This is a genomic window from Acinetobacter towneri (assembly GCF_017498585.1).
Taxonomy (GTDB): domain Bacteria; phylum Pseudomonadota; class Gammaproteobacteria; order Pseudomonadales; family Moraxellaceae; genus Acinetobacter; species Acinetobacter towneri.
Map to the genome: position 1 here is coordinate 2141669 of NZ_CP071766.1, position 24249 is coordinate 2165917.

The window sequence follows — 24249 nt, forward strand, 5'->3', positions numbered from 1 at the left end:
CTTTTTAGCGAATACAATTTAAGGATGGTTAATCCGCGTATTCAGATGTATTCGTTCAGACTTATTGACCTGAACGGATGATGTAATCAAATGCTGAAAGTGATGCTTTCGCGCCTTCACCTGTTGCAATGATGATTTGCTTGTACGGTACAGTTGTACAGTCACCTGCCGCAAATACACCTTTTACATTGGTTTCATTGCGCTCATTTATCACAATCTCACCACGATTCGTCAGCTCTACTTTTGACTCTTTTAAGAAGTCCGTATTTGGTAATAAACCAATTTGTACGAAAATTCCTGCAAGTTCAACAGTATGCTCAACATCTGTCGCACGGTCTTTATATTTCAATGCAGTCACTTGTGCGCCATCACCAATCACCTCAGTCGATAATGCATTGGTAATTACAGTAGTATTTGGCAAGCTGTTCAATTTGTTTTGCAAGACTTGGTCTGCACGTAATTTAGTATCAAACTCTACCAAAGTCACATGCTCTACAATCCCTGCAAGGTCAATCGCTGCTTCTACACCTGAGTTACCACCACCAATCACTGCAACACGTTTGCCTTTAAACAACGGGCCATCACAGTGTGGGCAGTATGCCACGCCGCGGGTACGGTATTCTGCTTCACCAGGTACATTCATCTCTCTCCAACGTGCACCTGTAGACAAGATCACCGTTTTCGATTCAAGTGTTGCGCCATTTTCCAAAGTCACTTCGACCAAACCATTGGCAGTTTCATCAGCACCTTTAATGGCAGATACTTTTTGTAGATTCATAATATCGACATCGTATTCACGCACATGCGCTTCCATTTCTGCCGCAAACTTTGGACCTTGTGTTTTTTGGATAGAAGTGAAGTTTTCAATATCCATGGTATCCATCACCTGACCGCCCATACGCTCAGCCACAATACCTGTACGAATACCTTTACGTGCTGCATAGATTGCAGATGTATTCCCTGCAGGGCCGCCACCAATTACCAAGACATCAAACGCCTCTTTGGCATTCAGTTTCGCTGCATCTTTGCTCGCAGAATCTGTATCTAATTTCGCTACAATTTCTTCCAAAGTCATACGACCTTGACCAATGTGGTTGCCATCTTGGAATACCATCGGCACAGCCATAATTTTGCGCTGCTCAACTTCTTCTTGGAAGAATGCACCATCAATCATGGTTGCTGTTGTGCCAGGGTTGTAAATCGCAATGAGGTTCAAAGCTTGTACTACATCTGGACAGTTGTGGCAGCTCAACGATACAAACACATCAAAGTGAGATGAAAGATTCAATTCTTTGATTTGCGTTAATACTTCATCCGATACTTTTGGTGCATAACCAGAAGTTTGCAATAAAGCCAAAATTAATGAAGTGAACTCGTGCCCCATTGGTAAACCTGCGAAGAATACGCGCGGTTGCTCACCTACTTTTGCAATCCCAAAACTTGGTGCACGTGCGTTGTTACCGTCAAAACGTGCAGTAACTTGTGGCGAAAGTGCTGCAATTTCTTCAACCAATTCTTTAATTTTGGCAGATTTATCAGAACCATCTAAAGTCGCGACAAGCTCGATTGGGCTTTCAAGACGTTCTAATAAAGTTTTAAGTTGTGTAGAAGTATTTTGGTCTAACATGGCTAACGTCTCCAAGGGAGTAAATTTATTTGTTGATGTCATCTTACGAAAAATAGTTACATAGGGGAAACGGTTTATTTTTATATTTATGATCGTTTTTTTAAATGATAGTGAGTTTCAAGCTTACTATTTCATTTAAAATACCTAAAGCTATTCAATTTAGACATTAACATAAAAACTGAATGTCTGCCTTAAGCAATTGAGCCTAATCATTTTTTATTCAAGTTGTTGTTGAATCCGCAGAATACGCTGCTGTAAATGTCGCGATAAAAACCAGAGTACCGCAGACAGTATTAACATAAGCGCCATAACCGCGAGATTCATATAATAAACCAGCGTATTTAATTGCTGTGCTTGCTGCACTTGCTTATGTACGCTTTGCGCCATAGGCGTTAAAGCTTTGCCATAAACTTGCTGCTGCATCGTCCATAATTGTTCAGGTTTAAATCCATAATGTAAAAATTGCGGATCTTGCTGCTCTGCTTTGACCAAGGTCAACACTTGCGGAATGGCTGCATCTTTATCTGCGGGATGATGCATCAATGCCGTTTGCGCCAACAAATAGGCTTTAACAGGCGCTGCCATTTCTGCATTTTGTAAATAACGCGCCAATTCACTTTCTTGAATGTGCTTTTCATAATGCACAATTTTGGCATATACCTGCTGCGTATCATCTTGTCGGTCATGCTGAACATAACTCAATGCCGACCAAAGTAAAATAAAACTCAGCAACCAAGCTACAAATTTCAAGACAAAGGACTGAAAGCGAATATAAAAAAAACGAATTTTCTTGAGTAGATGAACTAGAACGAATGCACCAATAAATGACACCGACAGTTTTAAAATCAACCAACCCAACCAGTTCAACAAACTGAAAAAATAATCAGGTTGCTGCCCTAAATTTGCCAAAGTCGCATCGACACTTGCAGGCATGTGTAATTGCTGAACTTCAGTGCTTAAACCAAAGAAGCTATAAATCACATCTTGCTGAATAAAAAAGCCAATTGCCGATATAAGCACCACCGTCATAGACAGCACAGCCAAAAAACTGAGCTTTTTTTGACGCTGCTGTAATGCCACAACACCTGTTTTTAGCTGCTGTGGCTGAATGGCATATTCATCAAGTGGGGGCAAATCCGACTCCTTATCAGGTAAATTTCAGATTAAATGAAGTCATTGTCAAAATGCATTTATTGACCAGACTGTTGACTTGAACCAATCACCAATTGATTCAGATTCTCCTGTAAGGCTCGCAAACGCGTAGTCGCTTCTGCACGTTTTTGCATGCCTTCTTTTTGTACCTGGATCACATCGTTCACTGTTTTAATGAGGGTATTTTGTACGTGTTCAAGGGTTTCAATATCAATCACCGAACGCTGATTGGCTTTGGCAGTATCAACCGAGTTTTGATGCAATAAATCTGCATTACGGCGCAGCAATTCATTGGTGGCATCATCAATACTGTTGGCCAGTTGCACACTGTTTTTCTGCTCATTTAAAGAAATCGCCAAACTAATCTGGTTTTTCCACGCAGGTAAGGTAATGTTTTTAATCGCATAAAATTTATCGACCAACATTAAATTATTGGACTGGATAATCCGAATCATCGGCAAAGTTTGCATGGCAGATTGTTGCAACACCTGCAAATCACTCACCCGCTTTTCTAAATTATTAGCAAGATGATTGAGATCATAAATTTTTTGAGTCGTGGTCTGATCCTGCGGCTGCGCGGAAAATTCAGAAATTTGCTGCTGAATTTCCTGCTGTTTTAACTTACCTGCTGCAATATAAATCCCCAATTGTTTATATTCATCTTGCACACCATGAAACATTTTATCCAGTGTATCTACACGGTTTTTTAAACCATTTTGTGAGCTTTCAATTTCTGTGACCAGACTATCAATTTGCGCTTTGGTGCTGTTAAAGTTTTGATCAAAACTTTGTTTAGCGCCTTTTAACTTATTGAATAAACCACCCAAAAAGCCACTGCTTTTGTTTGGATTTAAAATACTGTTGGTATTTAACTGCTGTGCAACCTGCACCACCTGATTCAGCTTTTGCCCTGTGACATCCAAATCCTTATTTTGCACCAAACCTAAAAGCTCATCGGTATAACTTGACGTTTTAGTGGCGATATTTTTGCCATATTCTGCAACCGAATGATGGCTAAGATCGCTTAATTCTTTACGCGCAGCCAGCACCTCCTGAAAGTCATCAGGCTGTAAGCCAATTTCCTGCAAATTGAGTTGCTGAAATTGTTGCTGAGTCTGTTCATCACTCACTTGCACAGCGACGTTGCGTTGTTCAGAAGTTGTCATATTTCGCCTCTATCTAATCAAAACCATGCCTTATGATTGCGCAGGTTTTTCTAAGGATTTTCTTAATGTCTTAATTAAATGCTCACGACTTTGATCCAGCTTTTCTAGCTGACTGTGTGAGCCACTTTGCTGACTTTGTTTGACATGATATTGCCATGCAGGAATGAGTACCTGCTGCGCTTCTTTAAAGCGATCTAACAAACTAAAAGAGAGTTGCTGTGAAAGTTGCATTTGAGTAATCGCAATATCATTACTACTTTGCAAAGTCTTTAAACTATAAATTTTCTTGGCCAGTCGTTCGCTAAAATTATCCAAAGGATGCTGATTGCGCACAAATCGTGGATATTCCACTAAAAACTCATCGGCAGCTTGAATGTATTTCGCCATTTGCTCACGCAAACCAACCAACTGCTGAAAACGTGATTGTGATTTCTGAATTTCGATTTGCAGCTTTTGGCTTAAACGATCTGCTTGTCCTAATAAATGATCTAGGTTTTTATAATATTGCACTTGCCCCGCGCCATATTCCAAATCTATGCCTAGCCACTTTTGTAGTGCATTAAACTTACGTTGCTTTAACACTTTTTTAGATTTGCCAAGCGCCTGAATCAACTGCTCAATGGTCACACTCAATTGCTGAGTTAAATGTGGATCCACCCCATCCAATAAAACTGACTGCGCTTGAATCACCTGATCTGCATAATGATTTAGACGATATTGATCATTCAACAACGGAACTAAATCATTGCGTTGAATCGCCAAAAGCTCTGCACGATCCACCGTAATCTCTTGCAAAGGCAGTAACACTTCAAACTGAGCCATAGACCATCACAACCCTCTTTACATGATTTTATAGTACGTGTTTTTCGGCTAAGGTCATGTAATATTTTGCAATTTTTTATTTCGATCTGCTTAAATGCTTTTTTATAGATTCGCATAACATCAGTCACAAGATGCCTGATTCAAAACACCAGTGCATAAAAAAGCCATGATCAACATGGCTTTCAATGTTCCTAACGCAGGATGATAAACAGATTATAAATAATCACCTTCACGCTCTGGCTGATACAAAATCTTCTCAATTTTGACTTTCATCATATGACCATCGGGCTGTGGCCATTCAATTTCCTGACCTTCAGCTAAACCTAAAATGGCAGTCCCGACAGGTGCAACCACATTCACCTGCCCTTTCTCACCTTTAAAGTCATGCGGATAAACCAAGGTAATTTCAGTCGGTTCTTTTGCAGGTGCAATGGTAATCAATGCGCGGGCATTCATGCTCACCACATTATTCGGTACATCTTGTGGCGCAACCACTTCAGCACGTGCCAATTCATCTTCTAGATGTTGCATCGTTGGCGTCAATTTAGGTTGATGCTCAAGCATCGTTTCCAAACGGTGCAAATCTTGTTCTGAAATAATAATCTTTGGTCTAATCATTTACTTTTATTCCTGTCATTCCGACAATACTGTCATCATCAGCTTGCCTACAATCATATTCAATACGCTTAAGTTATAACAGAAATTCAGCTTATTGAACGAAAAATCAATTTTTTACATCCATAAAAAAAGCCCCCTTGAGGGGCTTTTCTCAAGGCTGTGCTTATTTTGCGTAAACTGGGAATTTCGCGCAAACAGCTTCAACTTTTGCTTTTACAGTATTAATTACAGCTTCGTCACCTTTGCTGTCAAGAATGTCTGCAATCCAACCTGCAAGATCACGTACTTCTGCTTCACCAAAACCACGTGTAGTTACCGCTGGAGTACCGATACGGATACCAGAAGTTACAAATGGAGAACGTGGATCGTTCGGTACAGAGTTTTTGTTTACAGTAATGTGCGCAGCACCTAACCATGCATCTGCATCTTTACCTGTAATATCTTGCTTGATTAAAGAAAGCAAGAACAAGTGGTTTTTCGTACCACCAGATACTACATCATAACCACGTTCAATAAGAACTTCAGCCATCGCTTGCGCATTTTTAACAACTTGTTGTTGATACGCTTTGTATTCAGGCGCCATTGCTTCTTTAAAACAAATTGCTTTTGCTGCAACTGCGTGTACCAATGGACCACCTTGGTTACCAGGGAACACAGCAGATTGTAATTTTTTCTCGATCTCTTCGTTTGCTTTCGCAAGAATTAGACCAGAACGTGGACCACGCAATGTTTTGTGTGTAGTAGTAGTCGTTACGTCAGCAATTTGCACAGGGTTCGGATATACACCAGCAGCCACTAGACCTGCTACGTGTGCCATATCTACAAATAAATAAGCACCAACTTTGTCTGCGATGTCGCGGAAACGCTGCCAATCTACAATTTGGCTATACGCAGAGAAACCCGCAACAATCATGCGTGGTTTGTGTTCAAGCGCTAAACGCTCAACTTCTTCGTAATCAATTTCGCCAGTTTCTGGGTTTAAACCATATTGGATAGCGTTATATGTTTTACCTGAGAAGCTTACTTTTGCACCATGAGTCAAGTGACCACCATGTGCCAAGCTCATACCTAACACAGTGTCGCCTGGGTTAAGTAAAGCTAAGTAAACTGCAGAGTTTGCTTGTGAACCAGCGTGTGGTTGAACGTTAGCATAATCTGCACCAAAGAGTTCTTTAGCACGGTCAATCGCCAATTGTTCAATAATATCTACGTATTCGCAACCGCCGTAGTAGCGTTTGCCTGGGTAGCCTTCTGCATATTTATTGGTAAGTTTTGAACCTTGAGCTTCCATTACTGCAGGTGAGCAGTAGTTTTCAGAAGCAATTAACTCAATATGAGCTTCTTGGCGCGCATCTTCATTGGTGATCGCTTGAGCTAATTCTGGATCAAATTCGGCAATAGAAATATTGGCAAACATTAGCGAGGTCCTATTAATTTAGGGCTTTTAAGCCGTGCTAAGATTGGCGCGTATTGTAGCATAAAGTTTGTGAACTGAGAGAATGAACTTTGCTCAGTTTTACATAAAAATAGCTCATGTTTCAGATAAAACATGAGCTATATCAGGTCAAATCAATCTTTATCGTAATTCAACAACTTACTGAATAGGCATTAAAGATTGTACATCTTTAATAATCTCATCCATATTATCCACATACACCGAACCATGATCCCATTTTTGCTCTACAGGTAAATCCTGATCAGTGACGTAATGAATTTTAGTTCCCATCCCTTGAGCTGACTGAACCAAGTAATCCGTGACTTGTTTCGGTACAGTTGGGTCAGCCGTTCCTTGATAAATAAATATAGGCGTACTGATTTTCACTTTTAATGGCTGTGAACCATTGGTTAAGAAATCTTTAACTTCAGGGATGGTCGTCATGAAATTCGGTTGAGTACGTGGATAACCATCCAATTTTCCATAAGTCTGTGCGTGCTCTCGCATTGGCTGAAGCATACTCCCACCTAATGCCTCATAACAGATTGACTCTGCCTGAGCAGCAAGTTGATCTGTTGGTGACACAAATATTTCAGAATATTTCAAGGTTGGAGCAGTATTTCTTAGCCCCGCAGCAATTAGAGCAGTAAACGTATCTAATGGTACAAGTGTCTGTACTTTCTTTATTACATCTGGCTCCTGAGCTGCTTTTTGTTCACCACCCGCCAATACCAACGCTAAATTTGATGCAGGTGCGATAGCTATGGCACCCTTATAATTTAACTGCGCACGCGATGCATACTGCGCTGCACCTAAAGCCGCATGTCCACCCTGTGAATGTCCAACTACACTCCAGCGCGTTTCTGCAGTATTACCCAAAAGCTTGCTTGCAGCGACAACAGCATCTGTAATCGAATAAGCTGCACTTTTTAAATTTAAGAATGGGTGTAATTCTTTACCGCTCGGCTCACCTAAACCTTCGTAATCTGGTGCAACAACGGCATAACCTGCCGCCAATAGTTTAGCAATGAAGTATTCATTTCCTTTTAAACCTTGACGGCTCGGTGCACACGCATCTGCCACGCCTGTTGTGCCATGTGCCCATACTACAAGTGGCCATCCGCCCGCAGGTTTAACTGTTTGAGGGGTAAAAACAAGTGCAGTTGCCTGAGTTTCCTGTCCATTTACACCTAACATTTTATAAGTCATCAATGTTTTAGAGGCACTTACTGTATCTAAAACATTATTCGCATTTGTACCTTGATCTAAATAAGACTCTGTTTTTACAATAGGGGCACTAAAATTATATTTCGGAACCTCATCATCAATAACCCCCACATTCGTATCGTCATGATCATCATTACAGGCGGTTAAAAACAAACTGCTGCTGACCAAAGCCACACTTAACCATATTTTTTTCATTTGTTTACCCTTATCTTCATATTCTTATTGATTGCATCCTTCGCAATCTTTATTTGTACGCTTCTTTACCGTATTAGGCAAGATTTGGATAATTAATATGCAAGTGTATTTTATTTAAAATTAAATACTTACGTTAAAAATCAGTAAATTGATCACATATACAGTTGTCTATTAAATTTCAATTCAATTTGTCATACGCAGCGGCTAATGTTAGATTGCATTTTTATTGAATGACGCAAGCGAATCAGGACATGCAGGCTATTATTCTCGACACAGAAACCCATACTTTAAATGGACAACCCATTGAGATTGCCTACGCCCCCATTCAAATTCAAGATGGCAAAATCAGTCTAGATAAAAGTAAAATTTTCGATCAGTTGTATCAAGTTGATGAGCCTATTTCATTCGCAGCGATGGCGGTGCATCATATTTTAGAATCGGATTTAATTGATCAACCGCATTACAGCAGTTTTGAATTACCTGCCGAAACCACCTATATCATTGGGCATAATATTGATTACGATATTCGCGCTTTAGAAAAATGTGGTGTGGATACTTCTAAAATTAAAGCCATTTGCACTTTGGCACTTGCACGTCGCGTATGGCCAAACGCCGAAGCACACAATATTTCAGCTTTAATTTATATGATTACCAAAGGCAGCGAAAAAGCGCGTGACATGATTAAAAAAGCGCATCGTGCCGATATGGATATTATTTTAACGGCCAATATTTTGATGCACGAAGTTCATCAATTACAAATTCAAAGTATTGAAGAACTCTACACTGCCTCAGAAGAAGCACGTATTCCACAAATTATCAATTTTGGTAAACATCGTGGTACGGCAATTGCTGACCTTCCTGCCGATTATGTGCAATGGTTATTAAGACAAGAAGATTTAGATCCTTACTTACGCAAGGCGCTCGAAAATACCAGTATTTTGACTTTATAAATGTTTCAAGTGAATCTTATTGCATTTACCTGTCATAAATTATTCATATTATTGTAATTTTCAAAGTCTATGCTTTGCCTTAATTTATTGGGGAAATAAATTAAGGCTCATGTTTAATTATCAAAAAACTCAACTCGGTCTAGATGCATTACAACAGCGCACACGTGATTTAAATGCACGTCAACGTCGTTTATTGGTACTGATTGGTACTGAAGATTTTGATTTACTCGGAGATCAGTTCAAGCAACGTCTTGCACCACCTGAATTGATTGAACAGCTATTAGATATGCACCTGATTGCCCCTGCTGCGCTTGAGCAAGACACTTTGCAACACCAAGAGCAAACGGCTAACATTCTGCTGCAACAAGAGCAAGAGGCATCATCTACCACTTTACACACAGAAATTCATAGCCAACTTGCAAGCAGCACCCCGCAAGCGCATGCTGAAAGTTTGGCAGAACCAATCCACACCCAACATCTTCAAGTAAATTCAGTTCCTGCATATTTAGAAGCACGTGTTGCAGCTGCCATCAATACAGAACAGCCCGCTGAACAACCTGAACCCCAAGCAGAAATACAGCCTGAAATTACCGCTTTGAGTTTTGAAGATGTAAAATTTCTCATGATGGATACTTTGCAGCGTCATTGTGGATTAATGGCAAAACAACTGATTCAGCGAATTTTACAAGCTCAGGATATTCGCAGCTTAAAACTCTGCCAAATGCAATGGATTACCTCTTTGCAAGAAACTCGTTTACCACCGAAAGCACTCAATCAGATTTTGCAGCAAATCAACCACTCTCTGCAAAAGCTTAATCCGACTTAAAGCTTAGATTTTTTTACTTAGTTTTAAGTCTTTTTAACAATTAAAACCATGCTCAGGGACATATGGATTAATTTATTTTTATTACTTTTCAACACCTTAAAAACACATATAAACCTTAGATCCATTATTCCTATAAAAGCTAAGACTTTAGCGGCATAGCCCCGACTGATAAAAATCAGCGATATAGTATTTTCTAGAATTGTTGAGGCACAGGGTTATGATGAATTATGCATTTTTTTTAGCGTTTGATGCTTATGACAATCCAATGCAACTCAGTAAAGTTGGCAATTGGGTGATTACCTTTTTAAGCCCAAAAGATCAGGAAAGCCAAATACAGTTAGCGATTACCAATGTGTTGCCGCGTCAAATTTCAGCACATTTACAACCGCGACGCATAGTGATTCAACAAAGTACAGATGCCCAGCTCTGGCAAATCTTGCAAATTGAATGTTTTGATAGTCAAACCAATCAAGAGTTGAGTTTTCAACCCGATGATGACATTGGGCAAGCGGTCATTCAAAAAATTATTCAAGAGTTTGATAAATACGATGTAAATATCCAACTTGTAGAAGATCAGACGGTTTAAAGCGATATGTTTTACACTTAATGAGCACTTTATTTACGTGTGCTTTAAAAATCCTGCGCACAAAAAAGCTCATCGAAATGAGCTTTTCTAAAAATAAAGTAGTCTCACAAATATTTACTCCAACACACGGAAAATACTATCAGACTCGCGGCTTTCAAACAAAAGTTCGATGCTTGGTAAAATCACTTCACCTTCCACAATAATGTGTTCAATTTTGTGAAATAGTGCCAAACCCGCTGCCAATGAAGTTTCTGGGATATTACGTAGCAATGCTTTTGCTTCGTAAATATGGCTAAACTGGTCTTTAACTTTAATATCGATGATTTGCGTCATTGTTGTTCCCTTTTTCTTGACGGAAATTTTTTATACCATAGCTTATAAATTTTTTAAAAAAGTGAGTTGTTAGATTGTTTGACAATGTAGTATTTTTTTAAACTAAATTTAAATTATCTAATAAATTCAAACACATATTTTTTAAAATTTTATTTACAACTTACAAAACCACAGTAAATTTGCTTGTTTTTCATTCTAGCACAGAAAAAACTCGCATTGCTGCGAGTTTTTTTATGTTGGAAGGCTAGTGCTGATTTTATTGTTTGAACAAGAGTTACAAACTCAACGAGCTGTCATTGATCCGTCCAACTGCATCGTAGCGTCTATTACATTGAATGACCTACTGTAGTTTTAATATAGTGAAACTTATTTTTTGCTGCAATAGCCCACTACATTTCAATACATTCACACAGCAAAATTTCAATTGATTTAATTTTCAGTTACGGCATAATTTTATGCGGTTAAAAGCTCCAGCTTTGCGATTAGCTTCTGCATAACTTGGCGATACTTTCAAATAATAAGAAGTCGACGATTATTCAATTAACTCAATTTCATAATCAACATCTTGCAGCATATCTTTATTGTATAGCTTTACCATTGCTGTTGCTTCAGCATAATCGTAGAACAAACCTTCTGCGACGGCTTTACTGCGAAATTCCGTGGTACCAATTTCATTATCATGCGGAACAAAATATAAGTTTTCTGGAATGAGTTTAACGATATAGCCCACGAAGCTGCCCTCAGATTTTTCAGTTTTAAAATATGTGAGTTTTATATGCTGAAAAACGTGATCAGGCTATGGCAAATAAGATCGAATGTTTATCTTAATTTTTTATATACTTTTCAACTATTTTTTATATTACAGTTCAATGCTTATATACTAATTTGGTGCGCTCAGCGCGCACCAGAAACCATCAGTAGGCTATTGATAGTATTTAACTTTTCATACTTAAAGATTTTATTTACCGTATTAAATACCGTAAAAACTCTAATCAGATGTATGACATCAAATGCCTAATGATTTTATTTCCCACATCCATGATTTAGATCTATCTCATTATTCTATCATATTCAATCTCTCATCTATAATACGCTATATCATTACGTTTTTAGATGCTCCGTTTTTCATGTATCATTAATTAATTAAGATTCAGGGTTCAGGGCATGTTTGAAAGTATTGATGATTTAAAGAAAAAATTAGATCAGCATCGTCCTCTTGCTCCTGCAATTGTAAAAAATTTACAAGAAGATCTTATTATCCGCTGGACCTATCATTCCAATGCAATTGAAGGTAATACCCTCACCCTGCTAGAAACAAAAGTAGTACTCGAAGGTATTACTGTGGGTGGAAAGGCATTAAGAGAACACTTCGAAGCGATCAACCATAGAAATGCAATTTACTATGTTGAAGATATCATTCGGAAAGAGGAGCCTTTTTCTGAATGGCAAATTCGTAATATCCATCAGCTTATCTTAAAGAATATTGATGATGATAATGCTGGACGTTATCGTCAGCAAAATGTCCTGATATCAGGTGCTACGTCTACCCCGCCTGATTACACGTTATTAAATGACAAGATGGCTCAATTAGTAGACTGGTATAATAGTGAAGCACATAAGCTACATCCAATTGAACGTGCAGCCAAAGTACATGCAGATTTTGTAGGCATACATCCATTTATTGATGGGAATGGTCGTACATCGCGTCTCTTGATGAATCTTGAACTCTTAAAAGCAGGCTATCCACCTTGTGTGATTACAGTAGAAAATCGTTTGGCTTACTATGAAGCATTAGATCAATGGATGGCTTATGGAAAAACTGAGAATTTTATTCAGCTGGTTACAGATGCTGTATTGGAAGGCTTTAAGCCCTATCAAGTAGTCTTAGGAATATAAAAAACCCTTATCTCATCGTCTTAAGACGATGAGATAAGGGATATATTAGATTGTTATTTACTACTTTCTGATACTGCAAACTGAATTTCTACCCGTCTATTTCTTCCATCTGATGGATCAATACCATATAGAGGACGAGAGTCACCATAACCCGCAACGATAACCCGATTTGCATCTTTAGAATCCAAATTTGAAATGATTAATTTTCTAGCTTCTCTTGCTCTAGCCGCAGATAACGTAAAGTTGTCATCATAAACCGTACATTTTTCCTTAAAGTCAAGAACAGGCTGCTTTACAACTGAATTATCAGTATGTCCCTCAACAAAAACAGAGGCATTCGGATTTTCCTTTAAAAAACTAACGATACGTTGATCGAGGCTTTTGAATGTTTTAGCTGCCGATGGTGTGATACAAGCACTGCCTACATTAAAAATATTTTCTTTTAATGTGATTTTTCCATCAGCGATGTCAAAGGAAATTAAATTACTCGCTCCTGTTTCATCTACAGAATTCTTTAGATCCGTTAACATCTCACTAATTCTTTTCTGCTGGGCAGCCCCCCCCTGCTCTAACTCTTGCTTATGCTTTAATTCTGCGTAGGTTTTTTGTAGAACTGACATGACAAGCAGCAACATTACGACAGCCATTACACCAGCCATAAGATCTGAAATGGATACCCACTCACTTGGCTTATCCTTCATTCACTTAATCCTTCCAACCCAGTAGTGCCTGTGAAATAGCAGAATTTACATTAGCACTCTTAATCTTTTCATTTTTCTTTTGAGAACTATTTTGCTTCAAATTCTGAGACTCCATCCTTTCCAATGTTTCCTTTTGTAAAACAATACCATTTGCTAAATTTTCTAGTGTAGGCTTCAAACAATTAAGAGCATCGAGATTTTGAGACAAATCATTAAATACGTTCCCCACTGTTTGTGTAAGATCCTCGCTACTTAGTTTGATTTGTTTACCCAGACCAATCACTTGACGATTACTTTCTGAAACAGCTTTTAAGCCACCTGTAATATCTCCAGACAACTTATTAACCAAACCTGTCATCTCTTCAATATATTCATTTAATGTATTCGTGCTCTGAGTAAATACTTTTTGTGCTTTTGTCTGCAATTCCATGGATTGACCAATCGTAGCAGTAACTTCATTCATCGTTTTATCAACACTTGTAGATAAACTAGTTACCGCATTAGAAATATCATGAGTTGCTTCACCTAAACCTTTGGACATTTCAGACATATTTTTCTTGAAGCTTGTACTCATATCACCAATAGACGATTTGAGATTATCTGACATTTTTGTCATATTTTGGCTAAAGCTAGTATTCATATTAGAAATGGTAGAGTTCAAGTCTTTTTTCATCAAAGAAATGACTTCTTCCATATTCTGTCTAAAGCTATCAATAACGGTTTGTAGTTGGCTCGCTGACGTTCCCATTGTCGATGCGGCTTGAGACATTCCTTCAGCAGCCTTTCCTAGTCTAACAACTGTTTCTTCATTCTTATGAATGAAGTCAACCATAGCATCACGCGTCTGAACACTCTGAGCTACATTATCTTGGAGCAATTGTGCAGTTTCTTTATGTTGCTCTCCAACTAATTCGATTAGGCTCACTGATTGTTGCGCTAAAACATCAAACTTCCTTTCCAACAATGTAGACTGTTTGTTTAAAGTTTCAATTTGCCCAGAATGATTTTGAGTAAGCAATAAAAGATGATCTTTACTATTTTGCTCAAATGATAATAAAAATTTCCCTGTTTGTTCTAGATGAGAAGCATGATTTTGCTGTGTGTTCTCAACTAACCCTTCTATAAGTCTAGATTGTGAAGTTAAAGAACGTACATTTTCTTCATTACTTAAATGTAGCTGTTTTAACTGTTCATCATGACTAAGTTGAATGGCTTTAATCGTATCTTGAGTATGCTGAGTTAATTGCTTGAGTTGTTCTTGATTAGTAGATTGATTTTTCGCAACAGTTTGTTCAAATTGCATAGCTATACTTTGCATACAATCAATCAGCTTATTATTATTGTTACGGTCCTCTTGTAATTTTTGATCACGAACAATATCGAGCTCACTTTTCACTTTTTCAATTGACCAACGTAAGCGACGTTCTTCATAACCATTATTAGATAAAATGACTTTTAAAAGAATAAAAGCAAGTAATCCCCAAGTAGATGTTTTAAATTTAGTCCCTAATCCCTCAAGCATTTGCATAAGGTTCGCCATTGATGCATCCATATTACTCAATGCATTAGCGCCCGTGAGAATTGAAGATGCTTTATCTAAGGCAAGCCCTAAACCTAAAAATGTACCCAACAAACCAATAATCAGAATCATGCCAGGCATAATATCTGCCAATTTTTCAGATGGTGTTGCAACAGCTTCGCTAATTTCCATAACGGAGCCATGTTCGGCATCTAGTTTTTTTGACTGATTATTTTTGTTGCCACCATACCAATTATGCTCCCAATTCTCAGGCTTTGCTGTTTGATACACTCTAAAAATTGTGAAGAAGAAAAGACCCCAAATAACAAAAAAGAAAATACTAGGTAAAGCATCTAATTTAAATGGAGACAAATGAAAAGGAAGTAAAAAACTCAAAATTTCCATAAATTAGACCTCTGCCTCAACTAACTCTTGAGTTCGTTTTTTACTGTCTTCTGCGAAAATATTCGCATAGTCAGTAATAAGGCTTTGCTCATCCCCTGTTAGCTCGTTCCATTGTTTACCATGCTGGGCACACTCAACTAGTAGACGTCCAACAGTTGCAACGTCATCTACAATATAGTCACGACCTTCTTCTTCAAATTGTTCAGCAGTTTTCTCTAAAACTTGAAGGAAACCTTCTGCAGCGTGAACATAACTTTGCATTGCACGGTTTTCTTCTGCTTGTTGAGTTAGTTGGTGAGAGGTATTTTTTGCATCATTTTTCAAATCAACCAATTGTGCTTCTTCATCAGAAGTGAGTGATTCAATTTGCATTTTCACTTCCAGTTCTTTTATTTGACGTTTTAAAGTCGCTGACTCTTTATTCATCTGTTTCCATTTTGCTTCCATATTTTGTAACTTAGTTTCCCAAGCACAAATTAATTCTTCAAATACAAATGGAACTAGTGACTTACCACTGAAACGACGTTTAATAATTCTATCTAGTTTCTCTGCATCAGCATCGCTAAGATTTGGATTCTCTGCGAGCAGATCAGCACCTATACGTAAGAGGAATGAATCATCTGCGGTAATTTCATCTAAATTACGAGCAGTATTTAGTGTTTTTTCCGCAGCTCTTAATAATTTTTGGGTTGCACGTAAACGTAGATAATGTGAGAAATCTTTCACTGTATCTTTTTCTAAGATTTCTTGGATATGGGTTTGTACTAAAACATAATCATTAATCACAGCTGCAAAACGAATAGACTGACGTTGTTCCTCAGTTTTCATCGCATCCATAGCTTCTTGCAAGTCTTGCTGACGCTGTTCAGCTTCCTTCACATCTTTAGGCGTCATGTACATATCACGGAAATGCTTTGCCGCATTTGAAGCCCAAATAATCGCTTGCTCAACCTTTTTTAAAATAGGGCTATTTTCCAATGCCAATAATGCTTGGATACCCTTTTCTACTGCTTTTGCAACTGCTCCAGCCCATGGAAATGGAAGTAAAGCGATACCTTTGGAAATATACGGCGCTATTTTTTCGACCCATGGTTTGGCCATTTTCCAAACATCTTTTACCTTGCCAACAAAGTTTTCAGCTTCATCTGCCATCCAATCAACAGCTTTTCTAGCTGCACTTTTTGCTGTATCCCATACTGCACTTGCTGCAGATGATATTCCTCTACCTACAGATGAAACTGCTGAACCAACACTTCTCGCAGCTGAAGAAATCGCTGACCCAACTGAACTCCAAAAACCCATTTCTACCCCCTACTTATTTACTTACGCCCAACAATGATTTTGCAGTACTTATTTCTTTAGCACTTAATTTTGTTTCACTATTCGCAACTTCAACTTTGGCTTGTTTAATACGATGAATAACTTCTTGAAGTTGCTCTAATTTAACTTTTGGATCTTCTTGATTTTTTTCAGCTTCTAATAAAGCTTTAGGTAGAACTAATCTCATACAAGTACGTATTTCTCGCCCAGAGAATCCATCAGATAAGTCTGATGCAGTTTGTATAAATTCGTCTTTAGGCTCTAATAACGGTATTTGATCTACCAACATTTTTGCCCAAAGTTTTTTACGCGCTTCTAAATCTGGCAAATCAAAATGGATGTGATGACTAATACGGCTTCTAAAAGCCTCATCGTAATTTTTAGCAAAGTTAGTCGCAAAAATAGCAATCCCATTAAAACGTTCTAATTCAATCAATAAAGTAGAACGCATTGCATTGACTTCATTATCAATACCTTGGGTAACAGAAGATAAGCGTTTACCTAACAAAGTATCAGCTTCATCAAAAAATAGGACTGCATCTTGTTCTGTAGCCACTTTAAATACAGCCTGAATATTTTTTGAAGTCTCCCCCATGAATTTACTTTCTAATTCAGCTATACCTAGTTTAATAATAGGCTTTCCTAAACTTCCTGCAAAAGCTTCTGCTGTGAGAGTTTTTCCAGTACCGGGAGCACCATAGAAATTTAGAATAACGCTACGTCCCTGTTTATCTACACTACCGAAATTCCAGTCTTCATATATTGTTTTATGAAATTTTAACTTAGCCAACCCTTCATCTAATTGAACACGAGTTGCTATCGATAAAATCACATCATTATCTAGAGTGACGATTGGCTGTACTATCTGAAAAACAGAATTAAGAGTCTCTTCTTTTTCAGAAGGATGTTCAACAATGCTATTTTCCTCACGTTCTGTTTGAAATTTTTGTAACCGTTCTCTAGCTTTTTCCAAACTCACGATATTGTCTTCAATATTTGATATTTGTTTTCCATTTCCAACATTAAAAATTTCTTTAATCATATTTTTCATTACTAATGCCAACTTTAATTTTTAAAAACTCACTAATCCATGTCTTAACATTCATCATCTTTATGTGACTGTATTAACACAGCTCCCCTTTTTTCTCATGCTAGAGATAAGTATTTTTTTAAATCTTTTTCTAGCTCTTCTTGCAATCCATCTGGATTGACAATTTTTAAATGTGGAATCCAAAATCGTATTAACGGCAATAACTGCATGTCATGATTAATTTTAGAAGAAACCAGCAATCCACCATCATTTAACTCTTTTACTATTTGCTGCTCAGGCAATATAGATCGCTGCTTAAAGTAAAATGCGACCTGACTATCAATAGATAAAATGATTTCCTGCTTATCCTGTCCAAACCAGATACTGTCATCATTTTCCACAAGTTTTACAATATTTGGGTCAGGGACAAATTGAGAATCTTCATGTGGAGATTGCATGAGCTGAATATGTGAAATGCGATAAGTACGCAATTGATTTTTTCTGACTGCTGCTAAATACCAACTACCATGATGATGAATCAATCGATAAGGTTGAACTAGTCTAGGTTCTCCTTTGTATACAAAACTGATTTGTCGCTGCTCTTGAATTGCTTTTCCTAGAACTTTGAATAATTCTTTAAACTGACTCACATCTTCAAAAGAGTAACCCTTAGCACTATAAATTTGATGTGCTCGACTATCTAAAAGTTCACGCAAAAAGGATATATCCAATGACGGATACAAATGATTAATCCCTGAAAGCTGAGCAAAATTACGGATATCTTTTGGGGCAATTTTTCCTAAGTAGTTTAAATCTAAATAATATTTTTTACTTTCAATATCCTGCAGCAAAGGCAAATAAGTATTAAGACGGTCAAAATCTCTCGAAATAGTACGTGTACTTACCCCAAACTCTGATGCAAGTTCTTTTATACTTAACTGATACCCCATATTTAACTTTGTTAAAATATTGGCTAATCTGTCGGCTAAACGCTCATGAATAGAATCATCACGTTTCATAAATTTTCTCTAATTATTTAAAAACATATACCAAACGTTTAAAGTTCCGATATGCTAGAAATATAACACATTAAACACACAAAAAATTACACTAAATCACAAAAAGTATTAATGTAATTTCAATTTAAAGAATATTTAGCCTTTCTAAATAACGTTCGAGGTGTAACATTGCTAAATAGAACTTTTTTAATTCAGCCCACTTTATTTTCCCAAGTATTAATGCTCTAAAAATACGCGTTAAAGCTTTCTTCTTATGATTATTCGTAAATGAACCAGGGCTTATCGTCATGCTAATGTCCTTTCAATTTTCCTTTTAAATTTAAACTTTTGATCAAAATGACTATTCAATGGAATAAAGTGAAGATAAGGCATAAAAATGACAGGACATGTCACAAGTCGTAAAAATTATTTTATTTCTTAAATTTCCAATTTTTCTTGGGTAAACTACTACAATAGAGATGGTGGCAGTTGAACTAAAAATTTAAACCTTTAATTTAAAAAATTTAAATCTATATAAGCTGTCATCAAAAAGTAAACATGTATTCTTTTCCGAATTGGTTTGATACTCTCTCCACCCATTGCTCTATTTTATCAGCTGTCATGACTTGAAAATCTCGCCAATAATATTTCATCTGCTTCCATACCATCTCGATTCGATTTAACTCAGGGCTATAAGCTGGAATAAAATACAAATTCGTCGAAAAGTTACTTTTAAGTAGCTCTCTGTAATCAGCCATCTTTTTACTTCTATGAATCGAGGCATTATCAACAATAAGAACCAATGGAAGGTTATAAGTCTGTTTTACTTGTTGAGCTATTCCAGTTAAATAGGCATAAAACCAAGTGCTTGTAACTGACTCTTGTAAACAACTTGTCACCAGTTTCCCCGTTGAAAGCAAACACCCCATGACATTAACTCGTTTTAATCTTATTGCATCAACCGCATGAACATCACCTATCTTTGTCCACGCATAGCGGTTATCAGGTGTAGATGAAAACCCTGTTTCATCAACATAACCTAATATAATTTCACCACGTGCCGCTTGCTCTCGTAATTTTTCAATCTGCTGTGTTGCTTGTTCAAATGCAATCGGATCTCTTTTTTTTCAAGCTATGACGGGTACGCTTGAAGACCATACCTGAATCACGTAAAAACTTACGAATGGTTTCAACAGACACGGACACTTCGTATTCTTCATGTAGTTTGACTCGGATTTGTTCTGCATTGAGTGGACTTGTATTGACCCAATCTAGGATTTTCGCCTGATAGTCTGAGATCAATGTATTGGGCCGACCTGAGCGATGACCTTCTTTAATCGATTCAAACTCATACAATTCCCAACGTCGGCGTTGTAGCCTTATGGTTTCTGGGATACGTTCTTGTAGAGTGGCAACTTCCGCAACACTTTTACCTTCAGAAAGCCAGAGAATAGTTTGGGCACGTTGTCTTTCACGCCAATGTTTTGCATGCTTGGCCAGAAAAATGAGTCGTTCTCGCTGTTCTAAACTAAGTGGTACAGAAACAATTCGAGGCATGTGTGAACATCTGTTAACTAAAAAAACTTTTTCGCATGATTAGTTATTTTTGTCAACTTAGTGATTTTTATAAAACCAAATTTTTACCCAAGTTTCTACACAGCCAAACAGTGTAGAAACTTGGGTACTAGGAATATTTTTTATATTTTTTCTAATATCTTTTTAAACATCTGCCCAAGATACGCTGTACCATTACCCACCATAAATAAGACATTCTTTTCAGCAAACTCTTCTTCAGAAAGAGAGTTATTCAGAATATCTTTCATTGGGGTAATAGACAAAATAAAGCTATTCAAAATCAAGTCAGAATGATCGAGTTTTGCTTCAATACTTTTTATCTCTTTATAGAACTCAATTTTGGCATCATCGTGATTCATGTTTCGGATGCCTTTAGGATCAACTAAAGTTAAATACTGTTGCCCTGTTTCCTTATTAACTAGCTGAACCGTACCGGGTTTGTCGGAGACTTTTTTATTTAAGTTAGGCCACCTGACCTAACGGGTTAATCTTATCATAGTACATTGCTTCAAACTCAAAAGGTGATACATAACCCAGTGCACTGTGTACACGCTCTTTATTGAACCAATCTACCCAGTTTAGTGTCGCAAGTTGTACATCCGCTAAACCTTGCCAATCCGCTTTTAAATATTCAATCACCTCTGTTTTGTATAAGCCATTCACCGTTTCAGCCAAAGCATTATCGTATGAATCACCGGTCGTACCGACTGATGCTCGTAAATTTGCTGCTTCTAAACGATTGGTATAACGAATGGAAAGATATTGCACGCCTCTGTCACTATGATGAATCACGTTCTTTGGCATGCCTCGGTAATCCCCCCTAAAAATAATTGAGTTTAAAAGTAGAAAATCGAATAACCTTGATTTAAGGAGATTTTCTATGAAAACATCTAAGTATTCAGACAGCTTGATCATGAGTATCTTGAAGCAAGCTGAAGCAGGAACACCCATACCGAACTTGTGCCGCGAACATGGTATGAGCTCTGCTACATTCTACAAGTGGAAGTCCAAATATGGCGGCATGGATCTTTCAATGATGACGCGGCTTAAAGAACTTGAGGCTGAAAATGCCCGTTTAAAACGCATGTATGCTGATGAGCGGCTAAAGTCAGACATCTTGCAAGATGCACTTTTAAAAAAGTTTTAAGGCCTGTTCAGCGAAAGTCACTTGCTCAGCAAGCTACTGAGCAATTTAAGATTTCAATCAGCATGGCCTGCTTAATTTTTAAAGTCAGTCAAACGTGTTATCGCTATAAAGCTCGTTTAGATGAAGAGAATCAACAGATTGCCGAATGGTTGATTCAATTAACCAATGATCATAAAACATGGGGCTTCAAGCTTTGTTTCCTGTATTTGCGTAATGTTAAAAAATACAAATGGAACCACAAACGTGTCTATCGCATTTATAAGGAGCTTGAGCTTAATTTAAGAATCAAGCCTAATAAGCGGATTAAACGAGAACAGCCTGAAACCCTTGCAGTACCGACAGCTAAGAATGAATCATGGTCAATGGACTTTATGTATGATCAACTCAGTGATGGACGTAGTTATCGAGTTCACAACGTGATTGATGACTATAATCGCGAGTCATTGGATATATTGATTGACTTTTCGTTGCCAGCAGAACGTGTGCTGAGAGGACTTGATCAGCTCATTGAATGGCGAGGTAAACCTAAACGCATTAGAACCGACAATGGCCCAGAGTATATAAGTGAGCTGATGGAAAAGTGGTGTGATCAGCATGGTATTGAGCATGTATTTACTCAACCAGGCAATCCACAGCAAAATGCATATGTTGAGCGATTTAATCGTACAGTACGTTATGAGTGTCTAAATCAATATTTATTTCGAGATCTGAGCGAGGTGCAGGACTATACAACTGACTGGCAGTACTTTTATAATCATGAACGACCTCATATGTCAGTAAATGGTTGTCCACCTATTTTTAAACAATAACAAGGGCTTTAGATTTTCTACCCATTAATTCAATTAAAAATGGGGGTATTACCCCTCGATCATGCAATGCTTGCTCCAGTGCATCGAGCACCATATCTGTATTCATACGTGTTGATACTTTCCATCCAACAATTGCTCGCGAGAACACATCAATAATAAAGGCGGTATAGACCCAGCCTGAATGAGTTTGAATATACGTGAAGTCAGCGACCTGAGAAGCACTGCTTCGCAAGGGTCAGGATGATCTGCATTAAAATTGCGTTTTACTAAGTCATCTGCTCGTTTTTGATCATCTCGGCTACGGGTGGTTTGTTTATTCTTACCACGCCAAACACCTTGTATACCTAGCTTCTGCATCAATCGAGCAACTGTACAACGTGCGATAACATAACCTTCACGTTTCAATTGTTGCCAGACCTTACGCACACCATATCGACCTAAACTTTCTTTCCAAATACGTTTGATTTGCTCTGCATGATGTAAATCATGCAGAGCACGTTTCGCTCGATGTTCTGGGTTATCAACGAGATCTAAAGCCCGATAATAGGTCGAAGCTGCAATCGGTAAAATTCTACAAATCGCTTCAACACCATATCGATCTTTATTGTTCTGGATAAAATCCACCATTATTTGTGTGGGCGGTCGAGCTCCGCCTGGGCGAAAAAAGCGGCTGCTTTACGTAGAATTTCATTGGCACGTTTTAATTCTTTAATTTCACGTTCCATTTGCTTCATTTTTTCTTGGTCAGATATCTGTTGTACTTTGGCAGGATTTAGTTGATCCATATGCTTTAAATACCAAACACGCAATGTTTCAGGAGTACAACCAATCTTAGGTGCAATAGCTGTGATTGCAGCCCAAGTAGAAGGATAATCTTTTTCAGATTCAATCAATAATTGAACCGCTCTTTCTCTGATTTCAGGGGTATATTTTGGTTTTGTCATTGGAACATTCTCTCAAGAAAGTTGGTCTCCGACAAACCCGGTACGGTTCAATATTCTTTAATAGTTGTCCTAGCTTTTGCTCATCAGTAATAGCCGCTCGATGCTTAGTTTTACCCACCTTCAAAATACCGCTAATTTGGTCAGCAACGTTAAATTGACATAAACCCAAAGCAATCGCATACCGAAACACCTGAGATGCTTTGCTTCTCATGCGCTTTGCAGAATCTGTCTTACCTTGCCTTTCGTATATACGACACACTTCTAAAATTTGCGATGGTGTAATACTGTCTATCGGATAATCTCCAATTGCAGCATACAACTTATCCCAAACAAATTGATTCCTTCGCTGAGTGCTAGGCTCCAACTCTTCTGTTTTACGATATTCATTTGCGATTAGCTTAAAAGTATTTTTTTTATGCGTTATTTCAGCTTCTCGTTTTTTCTGCATGGCAGGATCAATATTCTGAACAAGCTGTTCTCTGAACTCGCCTCGTTTTGCACGTGCTGATGCTAATGTACAGCTTGGATAAACACCAATTGCGATAGTAGCTCTTTTCTTTGTAATTGGGCGAACATAATCAAAGCGCCAATATGCCCCACCTTTTGTATCTAATAACAGATAAAGGCCGCCACCATCTGAAAGCTTAATATTTTTTTCAGATGATTTCTTTTGCATTGATATTGCTGATTTAATTTTTGAGTCAGTAAGACTAACAACGAGTTTAGGCATCTTTTTACGGTATATTTTTGCAAGAAACGGGATATACCGTAAAAAATACCGTAAAACTTTACGGTATCCTAAAACGCCTTCGGACATTATCGGACAATAGAAGTACGTAAGCTATTTATTTTTAATGATTTTCGTATTTCTTCGGATGAGGTAAAACAGTGAAATGGTGCGCTCAGCGTGCATATAATATAATTCTTATATTGTTGATTTATATTAAATAATAAACTAATAAAAGTAT

23 protein-coding genes, 2 pseudogenes and 1 other annotated feature are annotated in these 24249 nt (G+C 37.7%); of the genes and pseudogenes, 5 read left to right on the top strand and 20 right to left on the bottom strand.

What is annotated here, in order from left to right:
* Positions 1–61 precede the first annotated feature (61 nt).
* The 7 genes from ahpF to J4G44_RS10370 all read right to left on the bottom strand — a co-directional run bounded on the left by ahpF (position 62) and on the right by J4G44_RS10370 (position 8242).
* Positions 62–1627, bottom strand: coding sequence for an alkyl hydroperoxide reductase subunit F (ahpF, locus tag J4G44_RS10340; RefSeq protein ID WP_096901839.1), 1566 nt, complete (start codon positions 1625–1627; stop codon positions 62–64).
* A 216-nt stretch (positions 1628–1843) separates the two neighbouring features.
* Entirely contained in the window at positions 1844–2761 is a 918-nt protein-coding gene (locus tag J4G44_RS10345) for a hypothetical protein (RefSeq protein WP_131261786.1), read from the bottom strand.
* Positions 2762–2817: 56 nt separating this feature from the next.
* On the bottom strand, positions 2818–3945 hold the full coding sequence (locus J4G44_RS10350) for a toxic anion resistance protein (protein WP_104852204.1): 1128 nt from the start codon (positions 3943–3945) through the stop codon (positions 2818–2820).
* A gap of 30 nt (positions 3946–3975) precedes the next feature.
* Complete coding sequence (locus J4G44_RS10355) at positions 3976–4767, bottom strand: hypothetical protein (RefSeq protein ID WP_004972923.1); 792 nt, start codon at positions 4765–4767, stop codon at positions 3976–3978.
* A gap of 213 nt (positions 4768–4980) precedes the next feature.
* Entirely contained in the window at positions 4981–5385 is a 405-nt protein-coding gene (gene rnk / locus J4G44_RS10360; protein WP_004972920.1) for a nucleoside diphosphate kinase regulator, read from the bottom strand.
* Positions 5386–5548: 163 nt separating this feature from the next.
* Positions 5549–6802 (bottom strand): serine hydroxymethyltransferase, encoded by a 1254-nt coding sequence (glyA, locus tag J4G44_RS10365; protein ID WP_019836649.1) that lies wholly within the window; start codon positions 6800–6802, stop codon positions 5549–5551.
* A gap of 177 nt (positions 6803–6979) precedes the next feature.
* Positions 6980–8242 carry an alpha/beta hydrolase gene (locus tag J4G44_RS10370; protein WP_207973605.1) on the bottom strand — a complete coding sequence of 421 codons (1263 nt, stop codon included), beginning with the start codon at positions 8240–8242 and terminating at the stop codon, positions 6980–6982.
* 251 nt (positions 8243–8493) lie between these two features.
* Here J4G44_RS10370 and J4G44_RS10375 point away from each other — a divergent pair, with 251 nt between their 5' ends.
* From J4G44_RS10375 to J4G44_RS10385, 3 genes are all read left to right on the top strand, one after another.
* Positions 8494–9192, top strand: a complete 699-nt coding sequence (locus J4G44_RS10375; protein WP_096902516.1) for an exonuclease domain-containing protein — start codon at positions 8494–8496, stop codon at positions 9190–9192.
* 109 nt (positions 9193–9301) lie between these two features.
* Positions 9302–10018: a hypothetical protein gene (locus J4G44_RS10380; protein ID WP_167846115.1), complete on the top strand. Its 717-nt coding sequence runs from the start codon at positions 9302–9304 to the stop codon at positions 10016–10018.
* A 217-nt stretch (positions 10019–10235) separates the two neighbouring features.
* Positions 10236–10604 (top strand): hypothetical protein, encoded by a 369-nt coding sequence (locus J4G44_RS10385; protein ID WP_004972910.1) that lies wholly within the window; start codon positions 10236–10238, stop codon positions 10602–10604.
* 114 nt (positions 10605–10718) lie between these two features.
* Here the strand turns inward: J4G44_RS10385 and J4G44_RS10390 are convergent, their stop codons facing one another.
* Together J4G44_RS10390 and J4G44_RS10395 are read right to left on the bottom strand one after the other, a co-directional pair.
* Positions 10719–10937, bottom strand: a complete 219-nt coding sequence (locus J4G44_RS10390) for a hypothetical protein (protein ID WP_004972907.1) — start codon at positions 10935–10937, stop codon at positions 10719–10721.
* Between the two features lie 532 nt (positions 10938–11469).
* A complete protein-coding gene (locus tag J4G44_RS10395) occupies positions 11470–11667 on the bottom strand; it encodes a hypothetical protein (RefSeq protein ID WP_004972905.1) in 198 nt (65 codons plus the stop codon).
* 434 nt (positions 11668–12101) lie between these two features.
* On the opposite strand from J4G44_RS10395, the gene J4G44_RS10400 reads away from it, so the two are divergent.
* Complete coding sequence (locus J4G44_RS10400; RefSeq protein WP_207973606.1) at positions 12102–12833, top strand: Fic family protein; 732 nt, start codon at positions 12102–12104, stop codon at positions 12831–12833.
* Positions 12834–12886: 53 nt separating this feature from the next.
* On the opposite strand, the gene J4G44_RS10405 is transcribed toward J4G44_RS10400, so the two are convergent.
* From J4G44_RS10405 to J4G44_RS10445, 9 genes and pseudogenes are all read right to left on the bottom strand, one after another.
* Entirely contained in the window at positions 12887–13534 is a 648-nt protein-coding gene (locus J4G44_RS10405; RefSeq protein WP_207973607.1) for an OmpA/MotB family protein, read from the bottom strand.
* A gap of 4 nt (positions 13535–13538) precedes the next feature.
* A complete protein-coding gene (locus J4G44_RS10410; protein WP_207973608.1) occupies positions 13539–15458 on the bottom strand; it encodes a coiled-coil domain-containing protein in 1920 nt (639 codons plus the stop codon).
* Positions 15459–15461: 3 nt separating this feature from the next.
* Positions 15462–16760 (bottom strand): coiled-coil domain-containing protein, encoded by a 1299-nt coding sequence (locus tag J4G44_RS10415; RefSeq protein WP_179994490.1) that lies wholly within the window; start codon positions 16758–16760, stop codon positions 15462–15464.
* Between the two features lie 13 nt (positions 16761–16773).
* A complete protein-coding gene (locus tag J4G44_RS10420) occupies positions 16774–17829 on the bottom strand; it encodes an ATP-binding protein (RefSeq protein ID WP_228291690.1) in 1056 nt (351 codons plus the stop codon).
* A gap of 95 nt (positions 17830–17924) precedes the next feature.
* Positions 17925–18827: a helix-turn-helix transcriptional regulator gene (locus tag J4G44_RS10425; RefSeq protein ID WP_207973609.1), complete on the bottom strand. Its 903-nt coding sequence runs from the start codon at positions 18825–18827 to the stop codon at positions 17925–17927.
* A gap of 524 nt (positions 18828–19351) precedes the next feature.
* A complete protein-coding gene (locus tag J4G44_RS10430; RefSeq protein WP_121533679.1) occupies positions 19352–19918 on the bottom strand; it encodes an IS630 family transposase in 567 nt (188 codons plus the stop codon).
* Complete coding sequence (locus tag J4G44_RS10435) at positions 19908–20363, bottom strand: helix-turn-helix domain-containing protein (protein WP_004973749.1); 456 nt, start codon at positions 20361–20363, stop codon at positions 19908–19910. Before J4G44_RS10435 ends, J4G44_RS10430 begins: the two co-directional genes overlap by 11 nt.
* Before the next feature lie 140 nt (positions 20364–20503).
* Positions 20504–20740 (bottom strand): hypothetical protein, encoded by a 237-nt coding sequence (locus tag J4G44_RS10440; RefSeq protein WP_228291691.1) that lies wholly within the window; start codon positions 20738–20740, stop codon positions 20504–20506.
* 103 nt (positions 20741–20843) lie between these two features.
* A pseudogene (locus J4G44_RS10445) lies at positions 20844–21191 on the bottom strand (integrase core domain-containing protein); the annotation flags it as partial.
* A 70-nt stretch (positions 21192–21261) separates the two neighbouring features.
* Between J4G44_RS10445 and J4G44_RS10450 the strand changes: the two are divergent.
* A protein-coding gene (locus J4G44_RS10450; RefSeq protein WP_085945815.1) for an IS3-like element ISAba20 family transposase occupies positions 21262–22337 on the top strand; the annotation gives its coding sequence in 2 pieces (ribosomal slippage) (positions 21262–21514 and positions 21514–22337; 1077 coding nt in all).
* Here J4G44_RS10450 and J4G44_RS10455 read toward each other — a convergent pair.
* Together J4G44_RS10455 and J4G44_RS10460 are read right to left on the bottom strand one after the other, a co-directional pair.
* A pseudogene (locus J4G44_RS10455) lies at positions 22327–23281 on the bottom strand (IS3 family transposase). The gene J4G44_RS10450 and the pseudogene J4G44_RS10455 overlap by 11 nt on opposite strands.
* Positions 22890–23006 (bottom strand) — a sequence feature (AL1L pseudoknot). It overlaps the preceding pseudogene by 117 nt.
* A complete protein-coding gene (locus J4G44_RS10460; RefSeq protein WP_228291692.1) occupies positions 23256–24098 on the bottom strand; it encodes a tyrosine-type recombinase/integrase in 843 nt (280 codons plus the stop codon). The pseudogene J4G44_RS10455 and the gene J4G44_RS10460 overlap by 26 nt, the downstream one beginning before the upstream one ends.
* Positions 24099–24249 lie beyond the last annotated feature (151 nt).

What these genes read in the sequence shown, in the direction of transcription:
- ahpF (WP_096901839.1), bottom strand. Translation starts at nt 1,627, where the DNA reads ATGTTAGACCAAAATACTTCTACACAACTTAAAACTTTATTAGAACGT.
- J4G44_RS10350 (WP_104852204.1), bottom strand. Translation starts at nt 3,945, where the DNA reads ATGACAACTTCTGAACAACGCAACGTCGCTGTGCAAGTGAGTGATGAA.
- J4G44_RS10355 (WP_004972923.1), bottom strand. Translation starts at nt 4,767, where the DNA reads ATGGCTCAGTTTGAAGTGTTACTGCCTTTGCAAGAGATTACGGTGGAT.
- rnk (WP_004972920.1), bottom strand. Translation starts at nt 5,385, where the DNA reads ATGATTAGACCAAAGATTATTATTTCAGAACAAGATTTGCACCGTTTG.
- glyA (WP_019836649.1), bottom strand. Translation starts at nt 6,802, where the DNA reads ATGTTTGCCAATATTTCTATTGCCGAATTTGATCCAGAATTAGCTCAA.
- J4G44_RS10370 (WP_207973605.1), bottom strand. Translation starts at nt 8,242, where the DNA reads ATGAAAAAAATATGGTTAAGTGTGGCTTTGGTCAGCAGCAGTTTGTTT.
- J4G44_RS10375 (WP_096902516.1), top strand. Translation starts at nt 8,494, where the DNA reads ATGCAGGCTATTATTCTCGACACAGAAACCCATACTTTAAATGGACAA.
- J4G44_RS10380 (WP_167846115.1), top strand. Translation starts at nt 9,302, where the DNA reads ATGTTTAATTATCAAAAAACTCAACTCGGTCTAGATGCATTACAACAG.
- J4G44_RS10385 (WP_004972910.1), top strand. Translation starts at nt 10,236, where the DNA reads ATGATGAATTATGCATTTTTTTTAGCGTTTGATGCTTATGACAATCCA.
- J4G44_RS10390 (WP_004972907.1), bottom strand. Translation starts at nt 10,937, where the DNA reads ATGACGCAAATCATCGATATTAAAGTTAAAGACCAGTTTAGCCATATT.
- J4G44_RS10400 (WP_207973606.1), top strand. Translation starts at nt 12,102, where the DNA reads ATGTTTGAAAGTATTGATGATTTAAAGAAAAAATTAGATCAGCATCGT.
- J4G44_RS10405 (WP_207973607.1), bottom strand. Translation starts at nt 13,534, where the DNA reads ATGAAGGATAAGCCAAGTGAGTGGGTATCCATTTCAGATCTTATGGCT.
- J4G44_RS10410 (WP_207973608.1), bottom strand. Translation starts at nt 15,458, where the DNA reads ATGGAAATTTTGAGTTTTTTACTTCCTTTTCATTTGTCTCCATTTAAA.
- J4G44_RS10415 (WP_179994490.1), bottom strand. Translation starts at nt 16,760, where the DNA reads ATGGGTTTTTGGAGTTCAGTTGGGTCAGCGATTTCTTCAGCTGCGAGA.
- J4G44_RS10420 (WP_228291690.1), bottom strand. Translation starts at nt 17,829, where the DNA reads ATGAAAAATATGATTAAAGAAATTTTTAATGTTGGAAATGGAAAACAA.
- J4G44_RS10425 (WP_207973609.1), bottom strand. Translation starts at nt 18,827, where the DNA reads ATGAAACGTGATGATTCTATTCATGAGCGTTTAGCCGACAGATTAGCC.
- J4G44_RS10435 (WP_004973749.1), bottom strand. Translation starts at nt 20,363, where the DNA reads ATGCCTCGAATTGTTTCTGTACCACTTAGTTTAGAACAGCGAGAACGA.
- J4G44_RS10440 (WP_228291691.1), bottom strand. Translation starts at nt 20,740, where the DNA reads ATGAATCACGATGATGCCAAAATTGAGTTCTATAAAGAGATAAAAAGT.
- J4G44_RS10460 (WP_228291692.1), bottom strand. Translation starts at nt 24,098, where the DNA reads ATGTCCGAAGGCGTTTTAGGATACCGTAAAGTTTTACGGTATTTTTTA.